We start from the raw sequence: 14,847 nt of genomic DNA, 5'->3' as shown, positions 1-14,847 counted from the left end.
ATTGAAGGAGAAGCCCATGTCCGTCCAGAACACCACGGCCCATCCCCTGCGCAGCCTTTACCAGAAGTCCGTCGCCAACTACTGGAACCAGGAGAAGAACCCCGTCAACCTCCGTCTGGGCGAGGTCGACGGTATCTACCACCACCACTACGGCATCGGCGACGTGAACTGGTCGGTCCTCGAAGGCCCCGAAGAGACCCGCCAGGAACGTCTCACCGCGGAGCTCCACCGCTTGGAATGCGCCCAGTCCGACCTGCTGATGACCCACCTCGGCGACATCACCCCCGACGACCGTCTCATGGACTCCGGCTCGGGCCGCGGAGGCAGCAGCTTCGTCGCCCACAGCCGCTTCGGCTGCCGCGTCGACGGCGTCTCCATCTCCGAAACCCAGGTCGCCTTCGCGAACGCCCAGGCCAAGGAGCGCGGCGTGGACGACAAGGTCGCTTTCCACCTGAAGAACATGCTCCACACCGGCTTCGAGAGCGACAGCTTCCAGGCCATCTGGAACAACGAGAGCACCATGTACGTGGACCTGGCCCTGCTGTTCCCCGAATACGCCAGGCTGCTCAAGCACGGCGGCCGCTATGTCACCATCACCGGCTGCTACAACGACGCCTACGGACTGCCGTCCCGGGCCGTGAGCGAGATCAACGCCCACTACATCTGCAACATTCATCCCCGCAGCAGTTACTTCAAGGAAATGGCCGCCAACCGCCTCGTCCCCGTCAGCGTCGTCGACCTCACAGCGGCCACCATCCCCTACTGGGAACTGCGCGCCAAGTCCCCGCTGGCCACCGGCATCGAGAAGGCCTTCCTGGACGCCTACAAGGACGGCAGCTTCCAGTATCTGCTGATCGCCGCCGACAAGGTCTGACCGGCCCGGAGCCGTTGCCGTTGCAGGGGTGTGGGCCGCGACCACCGGTCGCGGCCCACACCCCTCCCCGTCGCGAACACCCTCGTCATGCTGATGGTGCTTCGCCGGGGGGGGTGAACGCACGGCTCCCGAGTTCGAGAGCTCCTGGTCACACTCGATCGCAGGCCCTACCAGTACTCACCGGTGCAGCGTGTCCTTGAGGTGCTGTGCCTGGGCCTCGATGTCCCGCCGGACCGAAGGGTTGTGTGTCCTCTCGCTGAGGATGGAAACCATGTCGTCCGCGGTTTGCCGTGCTTGCTCGAGGCGGCCCGCTCTGGCCTCCATGCGGGCGCGGCGCTTCATCACCCAGCCCAGAGTGAGGTTGTCGACGCCACGGTTCTCCGACGAGGCGCTCACGACCTTGTTCAGTTGGTCGATGCTCTCCTGGTGGGCGGCCGGCTTGATAAAGGGTTTCCGGTCCGCGGGCAGGTACTTGAAGTCCCGGGAGGAGTCCACACCCTTGACCAGTGCCGGGTAGACGGCGAGAGGGTGGTCCGGATACTGGGCGAGTACTTCGTCCAGCGCGTCCCGCCCGGAGGCGAGCGTTTCGCTGGGCGAACCGAGAAGGTAGAAAAGCATGCCCTGGTCGTCGCCCATCATCAGCTCGGCCACGTTCTCGTCCTCGTCGGTGCGGGGCGAACGGACCGTCAGATGGTGGACCTGGGAGAGCACCCGGGATCCGTCCGAGGCGACGTACTGGGCGCGCAGCTGATACCGGCCGGGCTGCTGGAAGTACAAGCCGTCCTTGCCGTAGCCGATGTACGTGCTCTTGTAGATCGCCGGCCGCTCGCTGTCGAGCCGGACCTCGTCGGCGTGGTCCACACAGCGGGTCAGCGGTGGCCGGTAGGTCTTGACATCGCCCGAGGGGGTACAGATGGCGATGGTGACGAAGCCCTCCTCGGGGTCCAGGCGCCCGTGCGTGGTCCGTCCGTTCAGGTCCGTGGTGGACAGCTTGAGTTCGACGACGACCGGTTGCCCGTAGCGGAAGGTGCTGGGCGAGCGAAGCTCCAGGGCGAGGCCGGAGTTGTTCACCACGGGGTTGCCGAACAGATCGGCGTCGGTATCGGCGGCGCCGACACCGAAGGGGTTCCCTCCCATGGCCACATCGCGGTAGAAGCCGTGCCTGAGGTGAACCAGCTCGTTGTCGGTGAACTGGAACGGGAAGGCCGCCCAGTACGCCGGCTCCCCGCCCGGCGCCGGAGGCGGGGGCTGGTACCGCCAGGCGTAGTTCATCCATGACAGGTCGCCCAGGCCCCCGTTGGGACCCAACGGCTGCGGAGGGCTCGCGCTGTTCTTCAGCCAGGAGTGGTACAGGTTGAAGGCGTGGCCGAGTTCATGGATGTGGGTGCGCAGCTGCGCGCGCTGACTGGCGGGGTCGGTTCCCTGGATCGCGTTGTGGAAGACCGCACAGCCTTGCCGCTGGAAGGCTCCGCCGAAGTCGAACATGATCCCGCGGGTGCCGTCCTGCACGTACGCGGTGGCCACCAGGGTCCACACCCGCCACAGCGGGGCGTCCTTCCAGAGGCTGAAGTGGTTGACCATCGCGTTGTGCAGCTCGGACGGGTCCCACTTCGCGTCGGGGCCGGCCTCATGGAAGGGGATGACGTTGGGAGCGCCGGCCACCTGCATCTCGATGCCCGCCTCCTCGTACGCCTTCGGCACGGTGAGGGTGCGCGGGAGGCTGGACGGCGGCTGGGGCAGGGAGCCGGTGTCGTAGGAGATGAACGGAACAGTCCCGGCGACGGAGTCCTGCTCGAGCTGAACGCTGCGGAAGTGCGGTGAGACGAAAGAACAGAGGTACGTCGCGCTGGGCGCCGCCCCCGGCCCCGCCGAGAACTGCACCGTGGCGGTGCCCGGCGCGGGGGGAACGTTCGCCCCGCGGGGGATGGTCACCCGCACGTGCCGGGAGCCGCTGGAGAAGCTGAACCTCCCCTGCCCTTCCAGCTTCACCGTGCCGGGTACCTGTGTGATCGTCGGCGCCTCGACGACGAACGACCCGGCGTAGCTGGAGGTGGATCCGCTGTTCTCGAAGAAGTCACCGCTCACGCACATGGTCGGCCGGATGCCGTCCACGTCGACTCGGAGTTCCAGCTGGGTTCCGGCTCCGGCGCTGCGGTACCGGCCGCGCACCAGGCGCCTCTCGGGCTGATCCGTCGCCCTGAGCGCGGCGTGCGCCTCCAGCCGCGCCAGCCTCGCCTGAAGCTGGACAGCCTGTTCACCGCCTTCGAGCTCCGCGGCCGCGGTCTTTTCCTGGAGTTCCGCCAACTCCTGCCGCACGGTCAAGTCCTCGATTTCGATCTCCCGTGACGACTGGGGCTGGCCGTCGAGAGCCGTGGGGTCGCTGATCATTGTCATCGGTTCGTGCTCCTTCTCGTCGGGCTTTCTCCTCGGGCGCCTTCTCTTCGTGTTCTTCTCGGGCTTCTTCTCGGCCTTCCGGGGCACGGCCGTCACCTGGGCGGTCTGTCACAGGAACCGCGCCGTGCGGGAACCGACAGCCGGCGCGCAGGGGTGACCGCGTTCACCGCCGTCGTGGAATGGGCGCGAGGGAAGGGAAGCGCGCCGGGCTGGATCTGCCGGCCGACTTCCTCAGCCCACCACAGCGAGGCTGAACCTTCACGCCACGTGCGCCCGTCCAGGTGGCATATGCCACCCCGTGGGGTGCGCCTGACAACAGATGATCACGAGGGTCTCGCCCTAGCCTCTGGACGCGTCGGGCCCGCTGGCGGACGGGTCCGTGTCCCGCGGTGGTGTCGACCTGGCATACCGGTCCGCCAGTTCCCGCAGGTGGCCGACCAGTTCCGGGGGGCCGGTCACGGTGAAGTCGTGGCCCAGCATCCCCAGGTGTACGGCGAGGCTGTCCAGCGAATCGGCCCCGGTGTCCAGCACGCACGTATCGGCATCCGTCGCCTCCACCATGCCTACCGCCGGGTTGATCCTCTCCAGGACAGCGGAGGCGGGGGCGTGCACCGTCACCCGGGCCCGGTACCGCCACGCCGCTGCGGACACCTTGCCCGCGACGTACGCCGCCGCGTCGCCGTCCGGGTCCTCGCGGGGCGCGAAACGTGGTCCGGCCGGTGTACGCGGCGTGAGGCGGTCCACCCGGAAGGTGCGCCAGTCGTCACGGTCGACGTCCCAGGCCACGAGGTACCAGCGGCGCCCCCAGTTCACGACCCGCTGCGGCTCGACCAGCCGGCGGGTCACGGCCCCGGCGTGATCGCGGTAGTCCAGGCGCAGGCGCTCGTGGTCCCGGCACGCCGCCGTCAGCGTCATCAGGACTTCGGTGTCGACCGCCGGGGACGGCCGGTCGGCGGACACCGGCATCGTGTACTGCTGCAGGGCCCGCACCCGGCGCCGCAGCCGTGACGGCAGTACCTGCTCCAGTTTGGCCAGCGCCCGCAGCGACACCTCCTCCATCCCGGCCATCGCGCCCTGCGCCACCGTGTGTACGGCCACGGTGACCGCGACCGCCTCGTCGTCCTCCAGCAGCAGCGGCGGCATGGCGGCCCCCGCGGCCAGCCGGTAGCCGCCGGCCGCACCGCGTGTGGCATTCACCGGATAGCCCAGCTCGCGCAGGCGCTCGATGTCGGTGCGTACGGTCCGGCCGCTCACCCCGAGCCGCTCGGCGAGTTCGGACCCGGGCCAGTCGCGCGGCGACTGGAGCAGGGACAGGAGTTTGAGAAGGCGTGCGGAAGTTTCCAGCATGGCTGGCACTCTGCCTTCTTTTTAGGAACGAAGTCTTCCTATAAGGATCCTAGAGTTCTCTCCATGGAGACCAAGAGCAACACCCCCGCCGGATCCTCCCCGCACGCCGACGCCGCCCCGGCCGGGGACGAGGTCCGCCCCTTCCGGATCGACATCGCGCAGGCGGACCTCGACGACCTGCGCCACCGCCTGACCCGCGCCCGCTGGGGCACCGGCGTCCCCGGGGTAGACGGCTGGGAGCGCGGTGTCCCCGTGCCGTACCTGAAGGATCTGGCCGCCTACTGGGCCGACGGCTTCGACTGGCGCAAGGAGGAGGCCCGGCTGAACGAGTTCCCGCAGTACATCACCGCGATCGACGGTCAGGACATCCACTTCGCCCATGTCCGCTCGGCCGACCCCGACGCCGTCGCGCTGCTGCTGATCCACGACTGGCCGGGCTCCTTCGTCCAGTTCGCCGACGTCATCGGAGCGCTGTCGCGGAACTTCCATGTCGTCGTCACCTCCACCCCCGGCGTCGGCTTCTCCGGGCCGCTGTCCTCCACGGGCTGGAACACCGGCCGTATCGCCGGGGCCTTCACCACCCTCATGAGCCGCCTCGGTTACGACCGCTACGGCGTGCAGGGCAACGGCGGCGGAGCGTGGATCGCCGGGGAGATGGGCCGGAGCGCGCCCGACCGGGTGGTGGGCGCGCATCTGAACGGGCTGGTCACTTTCCCCTCGGACGACCCCGCCGACTTCGCGGGCCTCTCGGAGGCCGAGCAAACCCGGCTCGAGCGCCTGCAGGACTTCCGTGACAACAAGATGGGCTTCAACGTCATCCAGTCGACGCGCCCAGAGACCGTCGGCCACGGCCTGCACGACTCGCCGGTGGGCCAGCTCGCCTGGATCGTGGAGAAGTTCAAGGAGTGGACGGACCCCGCGAACGAGCTGCCCGAGGACGCCGTCGACCGCGACACCCTGCTGACCAACGTCAGCGTCTACTGGTTCAGCGGAACAGCCGCATCGTCCGCCCACCTGTACTACGAGATGGCCCACGACCCCGCCGCCTGGGCGCCGAAGGCGAAGGGGACGGTCCCGACCGCCGTGGCCGTCGCCCTGCCCACCGACGTCGCGATCCGCCGGTTCGCCGAACGCGACCACCACGTGGTGCGCTGGACCGAGTTCGAGCGGGGCGGGAACTTCCTCTCCCTGGAGCAGCCGGAGTTGCTCGTTCAGGACATCCGCGAGTTCTTCGCGAGCCTCGCCACGCAGGACGCGTAGAACGCGGGGACGGTCGCCGTCCGGGGCGGGTCCCGGGCGGCGCTGCCGAACAGGAGGACGGGGACGGGCTTTCGCCATGTGAGGCCGGGACAGGCGTTCACCGGCCGTGCCCGCGCCTGTTCCGACCACCCGTCAAAAACGCAGACCTCATGACGGCACAATGAGCAAGTGGAACAGGGCATCAGCTGGGTCGTTACCGGTCTGGACTTCGACTGGAGCCGCCGCCTCCCTCTCCGGCCACTGTCTCGTGATTCTCACATACCCACCCGGGTAAACACCCCATATGCAGACCTTTCTCCCGTTTCCCGACTTTGCGAAATCCGCCTCCGCGCTCGACCCGAGACGGCTCGGCAAGCAGCGGGTCGAAGCGCTGCAAGTACTCCGCGGCCTCACCGTGCCCGGATACGGCTGGCGGAGGCATCCGGCGGTGCGCATGTGGACCGGCTATGAGGAGGCGCTGGTCAGATACGGGCTGGACATCTGCACGGAGTGGACGGCCCAGGGGCGCGCCGACACCTGCGCCGCCACCCTGGTGAACGATTTCCTGGCCTGGAGGCCGGGCGTAACGGTGCGCTCCCAGGACGGTCTGTCGTCGGACGGAGACCTCCCGCCCTGGTTCGGCGCCCCGGCGTTTCACCGCAGCCACCAGTCGGCACTGGTACGCAAAGAGCCGGGCTTCTACCGCGACCTGTTTCCAGGGGTCCCCGAAGACCTGCCGTACGTCTGGCCGACGTCGGACCGTGACCCGGAGCCGTGACCTGACGCGAACGCCCTGCTCGTGCGGTCGGGGCCGTCGGCGGCCCCATGAGTGGCGGCAGCCGGGCCCGAGCTGTGGCTCAGGGGGCGGCCTTGATCTTCTTCATGGTCAGATGGGATTCGGTCCGCAGGACCCCGGGCAGTCCGGTGAGCCTTCCGGTGATGAAGGCGTCGTACACGGCATGGTCTGCCACCGCGACACGGAGGAAGTAGTCCGGGCGGCCGAAGAGGCGGCGGAACTCGATCACCTCCTCATAGGAGGCGACAGTCTCCTCGAACTCCTCGACGCTTTTGCGGTCGCTGGCGTAGACCCGGACGTCGACGAGGACCTCCAGGCCGCGTCCGACCGCCGCCGGGTCGACAACCGCGCGATAGCCGGAGATGACCCCGGTCTCCTCCAGGCGCTTGACCCGGCGCAGACACGGCGGCGGGGTCAGGCCGACCAGCTTCGCCCCCGCCTCGGCCCTGGCCGTCACCGTGGGCTGCATCTGTGGCGCCGCAACGCCTTGCTGAGCATCCTCGGCGGCACCACCGCCCACGTGATCCTCATCGGTGCGGTCTTCACGCGCTGAGACTCACCCGAGCGGCCACGCACCGGTCGGCGAACGGTCCGGGGACCCCACCCGTCACGGCTTGCACACCTCGTACGACAGTCTCTGGACGAACCGGACGGATCCATGATCGTGTGTCAGGCATGACCTCATTGATCCGCCATATCACCATCGACTCCGCCGACCCCTATGCCCTGGCGGGCTTTTGGGCCCAAGCCCTCGACGGTTCACTCGCCGACGACGACTTCCCAGGAGATCCGGAAGCCACGGTGAAGGCCTCCAGGGACACGCTCCTCTTCGTCAGGGTCGACGGCTCCAAGACGGTCAAGAACCGGGTGCACCTGGACCTTCAGCCCCAGGAGCGCACCCGGGACGAGGAAGTGGAGCGTCTGCTCTCCCTCGGCGCCACGCTCCAGGGCGACCATCGCAATGCCGACGGCACGGGCTGGGTGACGCTGTACGACCCCGAGGGCAATGAGTTCTGCGTGGAGCGCGGCGCGGCGGAGCGGGAGAACGGCTGACGCCTTCGGACAGTCGTGCGTGCGCAACGCGAAGGGACGGCGCCTGCCCCGGTACGCCGGCCCATCGCGCGGTGTGCGGCTTTACACCGCCGAGCCGGGCGCTTCCTCGTCGGACGCGAGAATGGAGTTCTCGAGCTTGCGCAGCAACCGCGCGAGCTGGCGGCGCTCGGCAGGCGAGAGCCCGGCGAGCATCCGGCTTTCGTTGTCGAGGTGCTCGGCGAACACGGTGTCCACCGTCGAGAGTCCCTTGTCGGTGAGTCGTGAGTACACGACCCGGCGGTCTTCGGCGTCCCTTTCCCGGACGATCAGGCCGTCCTTCTCCAGACGGTCGATCCGCAGGGTCACTCCTGCCGACGACACCAGGCCGGAGTCCGCGAGCTGGCCTGCGGTCAGTCGGTACGGCCGGCCCGACCGCCGCAGCGCGGTCAGCACGTCGAAGCCCGCCACGGACAGCCCGTGGCGTTCGATCGACGTGGTGAGCTTGGTGCTGTAGCGCAGGAAGGAGCGGTGGAGGCGGGCCAGGACCTCGAGGGGGCTGGTGTCCAGTTCCGGGCGTTCGCGTGCCCAGTCGTCGATCACTTTCGCCACGGCGTCCCGTTCCGTCGGCCTTGATCCCGCCATCGTCATCCCCTCGTACGACTCCCGCCCGCGTCGGCGCCCGTCCAACTTCTCACGGCGCTGAGAATCTTACCGCTGAGGAGATGAGGGCGGACGGCGGCGAGTGCCGCCGCCGGGATCGTTCGCGGGAGCGCCGCGTCAGCCACCGGAACAGTACGACGGTGATCAGCGCGGCTGCCGCGGTGCGGCGGCCTTCCTGAGCAGCACGGGCCGGGCAGCGCGGCGGCTCCGAGGTCCACGGCCTCCGGCATCGGCGGCGGCCGCCGTGAGCACCTCCTCCGTGACGCCGGTCCCGCGCCGGGACGGGACAGGAGCCGCGACGCGGCCCGACATCACGGGCCCCGGGACCGCGCGCCCGGAATCCGCACCGGACGGCGTGGGCCTCCGCGCGGACGCCTCCCCCTCGGCCCTGTTCGCACGAGGTGTCGGCGGTCGCGGGGGTCCGGGCCGGCGGACTCACCCAGCACGCCGACCGCCTGGAGACGGCGGGGCTGATCCGTCGGAGCGCGACGACGGCGACCGCCGGACTGCACCTCTCCCTCACCCGGGACGGTCTCGAACCGGCCCGCCGGGTCCGCGGCGCGCGGGACGCGCAGGAGGAGCAGCTGCTGGCGGCTCTGGGCGCGGCGGACCGGCGCCGGCTCGCCGCGCTCGTCGGCGCTCTCGACAGCACGCTGGGGGCCGGTGGCCCGGAGCAGTGATCAGCTGTCCCGGGCCACCGGCCCCTCAGCGGTGATGGTCGGCCGTGTCAGGAGTTGAGCTCCTCCAGCGTCCTGCCCTTCGTCTCGACCGCGAACCAGGCGATCACAGCACCCACTGCGGCCACGACCGCGAGCTGCGCGAAGACGAGGGACAGGCTCGCGCCCGCCCCGATCATCGCGCCGACGGTGATCGGGCCGATGATGACGCCCAGCCGGTTCCACAGGCCGCCGAACGCGGCGCCCTTGGCCCGGTTGGATGTGGGGTAGAGCTCGGGCGAGTAGAGGTAGAGCCCCGCGTTGACGGCGTACAGGAAGAAGGTCGTGCAGGAGGCGAAGACCGCCACCTGGCCGCCCGAGGTCGCGCCGGCCAGCCCGAGCACGCCCAGCGAGAGCATGGTGCCGACCAGTGCGGCCACCAGTGCGGGGCGGCGTCCGATGCGGTCGATGAGCAGGGCGACGACGAACGTGCCGAGCAGGCCGGTGACATTGCTGAGCAGGGTGTAGGTGAGAGCCGTGGTCAGATCCAGGCCGAACTGCTTGGTGTAGAGCGACGGCAGCCAGGTGGAGATGCCGTGATTGACGTAGTACGCGACGAACCACATCCCGGACAGTACCGCCGTGCGCCGCAGATACCGCCCCCGGAACAGGTCGGTCAGTCGGCCGCGGGAGGTGTCCTGGGGAACGTCTGCCTCGGGCAGCGGCAGCGGCAGCGGTTCGGCGGTGGCGTGGGCCACTTGGGCCTCGATGCGGGTGATGGCCGCCTCGGCCTCCTGTGTACGCCCACGGGCCAGCAGCCAGCGCGGGGACTCCTCGACGTGACGGGGAAGCGCGGCGGCGATCAGCACCGGGAGGGTACCGATGACGAACATCGCGCGCCAGCCGAGGTTGGGGACGACCCACACGGCGACCAGGGTGGCCGCCGCCAGACCGGCCGGAAAGATCATCTCGTACAGCAGGACGAACCGGCCTCGCTTGTCGGAGCGGGCGATCTCGTTGATGTACGTAGCGGCGACGGGGACCACGCCACCGATGCCGAGTCCCTGGACGAACCGGAAGAGCGAGAACATCTCGATGCCGCCGGAGAAGGCGACGGCGAGGCTCGCGAGACCGGTGACGGCGACACCGAGGGCGACCGTACGGACGCGGCCGATCCGGTCACCCAGCCAGCCGGCGGCCAGGGCACCCAGCAGCATGCCGATGGAGGCGGACGTGACGGCGAAGGTGGCCTGCCCGGTGGTCAGGTGCCATTCCTTCATCAGGACGGGCAGAGCGGAGGCGGCCAACAACTGGTCGAACGCCTCGAAGAAGGTGACGGCGCCGATCAGGAAGCGCACCTTGACGTGCCAGCGCGAGTGCGGCAGTCGTTCGAGTCTCGCGGCTATGGAGCCAAGGGCTGGTTTGCCGGCCACAGTCGTCATGGAGGGGGTCCTTCCGCCAACAGAGGAGTTGCGGCGACAGTAGGGTGCGGTATCTAAGTGGTCAATGGTTAAGAGCTTAGGAACTTCAGAGCCGTGCGGCCGCCTTCCACCCTCGCCCCTGCAGAGGTAGCGCTCAAGGGATGTTCGACAACGATTTCACCTCGGGGTCTTGCGCCGATATATTTAAGCCCTTAGATTCCTAGCACTTCGAGAACAACGGACACCGAAGCAACAGGCCCTCGGTCTGGGCGTGTCCGCGCCGGAGTTCCGCCCTTCCCACCGCCTCGCCCGGAGGTCCAGCCGTGTCCCGTTTCCCCACCGACATCCTGATCGCGGGCCAGTGGCGGCGCGGCGCCGGTGAGCCCGTCGACACCGTCGACCCCGCGACCGGCCACGTCCTCGCCACCGTCCACGGCGCGTCCGCCGACGAGGTCGCCGAAGCGGCCGAGGCCGCGGCCAAGGCCATGGCGGACCCGGCGTGGCGCGACCTGCTCCCCCACGAGCGCGCCCGGCTCCTGCACCGGATCGGCGAGCTGACCGAGCAGGCCGCCGGTGAGCTCTCGGCGCTGCAGACCGCCGACACCGGCAAGACCCTTGCCGAGACGAGGGCGCTCGCGCTCAGTGCGGCCGGCACCTTCCGTTACCTGGCGGCCGTCCTGGAGACCGCCGAGGACGTCGTCACTCCGTCCCGCGGTGCCTACGTCACCATGAGCGTCCACGAACCGGTCGGTGTCGTCGGCGCCATCAATCCCTGGAACTCCCCGGTCGCCAGCGATGCGCAGAAGATCGCCCCCGCGCTCGCCGCCGGGAACGCCGTCCTCCTCAAGCCGGCTGCCTGGACGCCGCTCGTCTCCCTCGCTCTCGGCCGGCTGATCACCCAGGCGCTCGACGAGTTCCGGCTGCCCGCCGCGCTGCTGTCGGTGCTGCCGGGCAGCGGCCGGGTGGTCGGCGACGCCATCGTGCGCCACCCCCTCGTCGCCCGCATCGGATTCACCGGGGGCACCGAGACGGGGCGCTCGATCGCCGCCCTCGCGGCGAAGAAGCTGATCCCCGTCTCGCTGGAACTGGGCGGCAAGTCACCGACGATCGTGCGCGCCGACGCCGATGTCGAGCAGGCCCTGGCGGGCGTCCTGTTCGGGATCTTCTCGTCCAGCGGCCAGTCCTGCATCGCGGGCTCGCGGCTGTTCGTGGCCCGTGAGATCTACGACCCCTTCGTCGGCGAACTCGTCGAACGCGTACGCAAACTGCGCGTGGGACCCGGCACCGAACCGGGCACCCAGGTCGGCCCGCTCGTCCACCATCGCCATCGCGACGCCGTCGCCGCCTACGTCGACCTCGCCCGTTCCGAAGGCGCACGGGTGCTGTGCGGTGGGTCCGTGCCCGAGGGCGAGCGCTACGCAGACGGCGCGTACTACCTCCCGACCGTGCTGGACGGGCTGGCGAACACCTCCCGCACATGTCAGGAGGAGATCTTCGGCCCGGTCCTCGTGGCCCTCCCCTACGACGACGAGGACGACCTGGTCCGCCAGGCGAACGACTCCGTCTACGGGCTGGCCTGCGGCATCTGGACCCGTGACTCGCGTGCCGCGTGGCGCCTCGCCCGGCGCATCGAGGCGGGCACCGTCTGGATCAACACGTACAAGCAGTTCAGCGCCTCGACCCCGTTCACCGGCTGGAAGGACAGCGGCCTGGGCACGGAGAAGGGCCGCGACGCGATCCGCGCCTACCAACGTCAGAAGTCCCTGTACTGGGGCGCCTCCGGCTCCCCCCTCCCCTGGGCCAACTGACCCGGCACGCCTGCCCCTCTGGAGAGATTCATGCACCGATCACCGCCCGGTCCGATAGCCCGGCTCCGCTCTCTGCGTTACGTCGAGCTGCACACCCCCGCCTTCGCCGAGGCCGCCGACTTCTACGAGGAGGTCTGGGGCCTGACGACCGTCGAGTCGGACGCCGGCGATCGCTGGCTGCGCGGCACGGGCGACGAGCACCACGTACTGCACCTGACCGAGCGGGAGCGCGTCGGCCTCGGCAGGCTCGCGTTCGCCGTCACCACCCCCGCCGAGGTCGACGAGGCCGCCCGGCGCCTCGAGGCCCGCGGCATCGTCCCCGTCTCCGGGCCGGGTCCGCTGGATCAGGCGGGGGGCGGCTACGGACTGCGGTTCACCGACCCCGAACAGCGCCTCATCGAGATCAGCGCGCAGGTCGAGGCCGTCGTCCCGCGCGGCCGGGACAGTGCCGTGCCCGTCGGCGTCACACACGCCGTGCTGAACACCACCGACATCGACGCAGCCGTCGCCTTCTACTGCGATGTGCTGGGACTGCGGGTGTCGGACTGGTCCGAGCACCAGATGGCGTTCCTGCGCTGCAACACCGACCACCACTGCATCGCCTTCAATCAGGCCGAGTGGACGTCGCTCAACCATGTGGCGTACGAGATGTCCTCGGTCGACCACTTCATGCGGGGCCTCGGCCGGCTGCGCCACCACGGCATCACGCCGAAGTGGGGCCCCGGGCGGCACGGCCCCGGCAACAACACCTTCTCGTACTTCACCGACCCGTCCGGCCTGGTCTGCGAATACACCTCCGAGGTCGCCCAGATCGTCGAGGACGCCTGGATCGCCCGGGTGTGGCGGCGGGTCCCGGAGCTGTCCGACCTGTGGGGGACGGCCGGCCCGCCGTCGGAGGAGATCCGCTGCCGCATGGCGGGCACGCCGGACCCCGGGCCGCTCGCCCCCACCGACGTACACGCGCCCGCACCCGCAGACACACACGCAGAGGAGAGAGCCGTATGAGCACCGTACGCAGGGTGGGCATCGTCGGCTGGGGAGCGATCGGCCGGGTCGTCGGCGCCGCGCTCACCGACGGGCAGGTGGGCGGCGCCGAGCTGGTGTGCGTCGTCGACAACCGTCCGCTGGGCGAGGCCGCACCCGTGCAGCAGGTCACCTTCGAGGAGGCGCTGGAGCGCTGCGACCTGATCGTGGAGGCCGCGGGCCAGGGGGTCGTGCGCGAGTACGGCGAACGGGTCCTGGCCTCCGGTACTGATCTGCTGATCGCCTCCACCGGGGCGCTGACCGACGACGAGCTCGCCGAGCGACTGCTCGCGGCCGGGCCCGGCCGGGTGTACTTCACCGGCGGCGCTCTCGGCGGACTCGACCTGCTCCAGGCGGCGCGCTCCATGGGCCCGCTGGAAGAGGTCGGCCTGACCACGACGAAGCTCCCCGCGACGCTCGAACAGCCCTGGATGGACGAGGAGTTGCTGCACCGGATGCGGACGGCGACCGGACCCGTCGAGGTCATGTCGGGAACCGCCCGCGATGTGCCCGTCAAATTCCCCAAGTCGACGAACGTGGCCGCGTCGGTGGCCCTGGCCGTCGGCGACCTGGACGCTGTGCGGGTACGGGTCTTCGCCGACCCCTCGGCGCACCGGACCCGGCACGTGATCGAGGCGTCCGGTCCGCACGGCGCGTACCGCTTCGAGGTCGCACACCGTCCCGACCCCGGCAACCCGGCGACCAGCCAGGTCGTGCCGTACGCGGTCCTGCGCAGCCTCGCCGCGCTCGCCGGACGAACCGGACAGATCCTGTGAGCACGCCCGCCGACGTCCATGTCGAGGAGGCCGGCGACCGGGGGCCGCTGCTGCTGTGCCTGCACGGCATCGGATCGTCCTCGGCGGCCTTCGCCCCGCAGCTCGCCGCACTCTCCGCGCACCTGCGCGTCGTGGCCTGGGACGCCCCCGGCTACGGCAAGTCCCCCGACCCCGAATCCGCCCTCACGCTCGACGACTTCGCGGACGCGGCGGCCGCCGTCATCCGGGCGCGCGGTACCAACGCCCATGTCCTCGGCGTGTCCTGGGGCGGCGTGATCGCGCTGCGGCTGGCCACCCGGCACCCCGGCCTGGTGGACTCACTGATCGTCGCCGACTCCAGTCCGGGGTCGGGCACGGACGAGACGAAGGCCGAGGCCATGCGGGCGCGGGCCGCCGAGCTGGCCGAGCGGGGCCCACGCGCCTTCGCCGAGGCACGCGGCCCGCGGCTGGTGTCGTCCGGCGCACCGGACGAACTGGTCCGGCGGGTCGTGGACACCATGGCGGCCTCCGTACGGCTGCCGGGCTACGCGTACGCCGCCGAATCCATGGCCGCGGCAGATCTGCGCGCCGAACTGCCCCGCGTCGCCGCTCCCACGCTCGTGCTCTGCGGCGACCAGGACACCGTCACCGGCCCCGGGGCGAGCCAAGCAGTCGCCGGGGCCGTCCCCAGAACCGCCTACGTGATCGTCAAGGACGCCGGTCACCTGGCCAACCAGGAGCAGCCGGGCCACTTCAACGCCTGGGTGCTCGCCCACCTCCGCATCACCGCACGCATCCCCGAGTAAGCCAGAGCAAGCCCGAGCACATCAGGAGTAGTCACC

Annotated in this window: 14 protein-coding genes and 1 pseudogene; 10 read left to right on the top strand and 5 right to left on the bottom strand. The window is 70.0% G+C overall.

Translation table 11 applies throughout. The features are described from left to right. The first annotated feature begins 16 nt into the window (after positions 1-16). A complete protein-coding gene (locus tag ACWIHY_RS24340) occupies positions 17-874 on the top strand; it encodes a geranyl diphosphate 2-C-methyltransferase (protein ID WP_454377779.1) in 858 nt (285 codons plus the stop codon). Between the two features lie 177 nt (positions 875-1,051). Here the strand turns inward: ACWIHY_RS24340 and ACWIHY_RS24335 are convergent, their stop codons facing one another. Then, positions 1,052-3,268 (bottom strand): hypothetical protein, encoded by a 2,217-nt coding sequence (locus ACWIHY_RS24335; RefSeq protein ID WP_454377778.1) that lies wholly within the window; start codon positions 3,266-3,268, stop codon positions 1,052-1,054. Between the two features lie 339 nt (positions 3,269-3,607). Then, positions 3,608-4,615, bottom strand: coding sequence for a helix-turn-helix transcriptional regulator (locus ACWIHY_RS24330; protein WP_454377777.1), 1,008 nt, complete (start codon positions 4,613-4,615; stop codon positions 3,608-3,610). Between the two features lie 63 nt (positions 4,616-4,678). Here ACWIHY_RS24330 and ACWIHY_RS24325 point away from each other — a divergent pair, with 63 nt between their 5' ends. Next, entirely contained in the window at positions 4,679-5,875 is a 1,197-nt protein-coding gene (locus tag ACWIHY_RS24325) for an epoxide hydrolase family protein (protein ID WP_454377776.1), read from the top strand. 283 nt (positions 5,876-6,158) lie between these two features. Next, complete coding sequence (locus ACWIHY_RS24320) at positions 6,159-6,632, top strand: MSMEG_6728 family protein (protein ID WP_454377775.1); 474 nt, start codon at positions 6,159-6,161, stop codon at positions 6,630-6,632. 79 nt (positions 6,633-6,711) lie between these two features. On the opposite strand, the gene ACWIHY_RS24315 is transcribed toward ACWIHY_RS24320, so the two are convergent. Next, the gene (locus ACWIHY_RS24315; RefSeq protein WP_454377774.1) at positions 6,712-7,107 is read right to left on the bottom strand and encodes an Lrp/AsnC family transcriptional regulator; all 396 of its coding nucleotides are present in this window, start codon (positions 7,105-7,107) and stop codon (positions 6,712-6,714) included. Here ACWIHY_RS24315 and ACWIHY_RS24310 point away from each other — a divergent pair. Both ACWIHY_RS24310 and ACWIHY_RS24305 read left to right on the top strand, forming a co-directional pair. After that, a pseudogene (locus tag ACWIHY_RS24310) lies at positions 7,082-7,203 on the top strand (branched-chain amino acid ABC transporter); the annotation flags it as partial. The gene ACWIHY_RS24315 and the pseudogene ACWIHY_RS24310 overlap by 26 nt on opposite strands. Positions 7,204-7,325: 122 nt before the next feature. Then, positions 7,326-7,703, top strand: a complete 378-nt coding sequence (locus ACWIHY_RS24305) for a VOC family protein (RefSeq protein ID WP_454377773.1) — start codon at positions 7,326-7,328, stop codon at positions 7,701-7,703. A gap of 81 nt (positions 7,704-7,784) precedes the next feature. Here ACWIHY_RS24305 and ACWIHY_RS24300 read toward each other — a convergent pair whose 3' ends face one another. Continuing rightward, on the bottom strand, positions 7,785-8,324 hold the full coding sequence (locus ACWIHY_RS24300) for a MarR family winged helix-turn-helix transcriptional regulator (RefSeq protein ID WP_454377772.1): 540 nt from the start codon (positions 8,322-8,324) through the stop codon (positions 7,785-7,787). A gap of 419 nt (positions 8,325-8,743) precedes the next feature. Between ACWIHY_RS24300 and ACWIHY_RS24295 the strand changes: the two genes are divergently transcribed. Beyond that, positions 8,744-9,022, top strand: a complete 279-nt coding sequence (locus ACWIHY_RS24295) for a hypothetical protein (RefSeq protein ID WP_454377771.1) — start codon at positions 8,744-8,746, stop codon at positions 9,020-9,022. 47 nt (positions 9,023-9,069) lie between these two features. Here the strand turns inward: ACWIHY_RS24295 and ACWIHY_RS24290 are convergent, their stop codons facing one another. Next, positions 9,070-10,440: an MFS transporter gene (locus tag ACWIHY_RS24290; RefSeq protein ID WP_454377770.1), complete on the bottom strand. Its 1,371-nt coding sequence runs from the start codon at positions 10,438-10,440 to the stop codon at positions 9,070-9,072. 302 nt (positions 10,441-10,742) lie between these two features. Between ACWIHY_RS24290 and ACWIHY_RS24285 the strand changes: the two genes are divergently transcribed. The 4 genes from ACWIHY_RS24285 to ACWIHY_RS24270 are packed head-to-tail and all read left to right on the top strand — an operon-like array spanning position 10,743 to position 14,811. Beyond that, positions 10,743-12,227 carry an aldehyde dehydrogenase gene (locus ACWIHY_RS24285; RefSeq protein ID WP_454377769.1) on the top strand — a complete coding sequence of 495 codons (1,485 nt, stop codon included), beginning with the start codon at positions 10,743-10,745 and terminating at the stop codon, positions 12,225-12,227. Positions 12,228-12,257: 30 nt separating this feature from the next. Beyond that, the gene (locus ACWIHY_RS24280) at positions 12,258-13,232 is read left to right on the top strand and encodes a VOC family protein (protein ID WP_454377768.1); all 975 of its coding nucleotides are present in this window, start codon (positions 12,258-12,260) and stop codon (positions 13,230-13,232) included. Beyond that, positions 13,229-14,026, top strand: coding sequence for an aspartate dehydrogenase domain-containing protein (locus tag ACWIHY_RS24275; protein WP_454377767.1), 798 nt, complete (start codon positions 13,229-13,231; stop codon positions 14,024-14,026). The genes ACWIHY_RS24280 and ACWIHY_RS24275 overlap by 4 nt, the downstream gene beginning before the upstream one ends. Beyond that, positions 14,023-14,811, top strand: coding sequence for an alpha/beta fold hydrolase (locus ACWIHY_RS24270; RefSeq protein WP_454377766.1), 789 nt, complete (start codon positions 14,023-14,025; stop codon positions 14,809-14,811). The genes ACWIHY_RS24275 and ACWIHY_RS24270 overlap by 4 nt, the downstream gene beginning before the upstream one ends. Positions 14,812-14,847 lie beyond the last annotated feature (36 nt).

Source organism: Streptomyces sp. NPDC055287, from assembly GCF_053646035.1.
This window is presented reverse-complemented; position numbering and strand designations above follow the sequence as displayed.

What these genes read in the sequence shown, in the direction of transcription:
- ACWIHY_RS24340 (WP_454377779.1), top strand. Translation starts at nt 17, where the DNA reads ATGTCCGTCCAGAACACCACGGCCCATCCCCTGCGCAGCCTTTACCAG.
- ACWIHY_RS24335 (WP_454377778.1), bottom strand. Translation starts at nt 3,268, where the DNA reads ATGACAATGATCAGCGACCCCACGGCTCTCGACGGCCAGCCCCAGTCG.
- ACWIHY_RS24330 (WP_454377777.1), bottom strand. Translation starts at nt 4,615, where the DNA reads ATGCTGGAAACTTCCGCACGCCTTCTCAAACTCCTGTCCCTGCTCCAG.
- ACWIHY_RS24325 (WP_454377776.1), top strand. Translation starts at nt 4,679, where the DNA reads ATGGAGACCAAGAGCAACACCCCCGCCGGATCCTCCCCGCACGCCGAC.
- ACWIHY_RS24320 (WP_454377775.1), top strand. Translation starts at nt 6,159, where the DNA reads ATGCAGACCTTTCTCCCGTTTCCCGACTTTGCGAAATCCGCCTCCGCG.
- ACWIHY_RS24305 (WP_454377773.1), top strand. Translation starts at nt 7,326, where the DNA reads ATGACCTCATTGATCCGCCATATCACCATCGACTCCGCCGACCCCTAT.
- ACWIHY_RS24300 (WP_454377772.1), bottom strand. Translation starts at nt 8,324, where the DNA reads ATGGCGGGATCAAGGCCGACGGAACGGGACGCCGTGGCGAAAGTGATC.
- ACWIHY_RS24290 (WP_454377770.1), bottom strand. Translation starts at nt 10,440, where the DNA reads ATGACGACTGTGGCCGGCAAACCAGCCCTTGGCTCCATAGCCGCGAGA.
- ACWIHY_RS24280 (WP_454377768.1), top strand. Translation starts at nt 12,258, where the DNA reads ATGCACCGATCACCGCCCGGTCCGATAGCCCGGCTCCGCTCTCTGCGT.
- ACWIHY_RS24275 (WP_454377767.1), top strand. Translation starts at nt 13,229, where the DNA reads ATGAGCACCGTACGCAGGGTGGGCATCGTCGGCTGGGGAGCGATCGGC.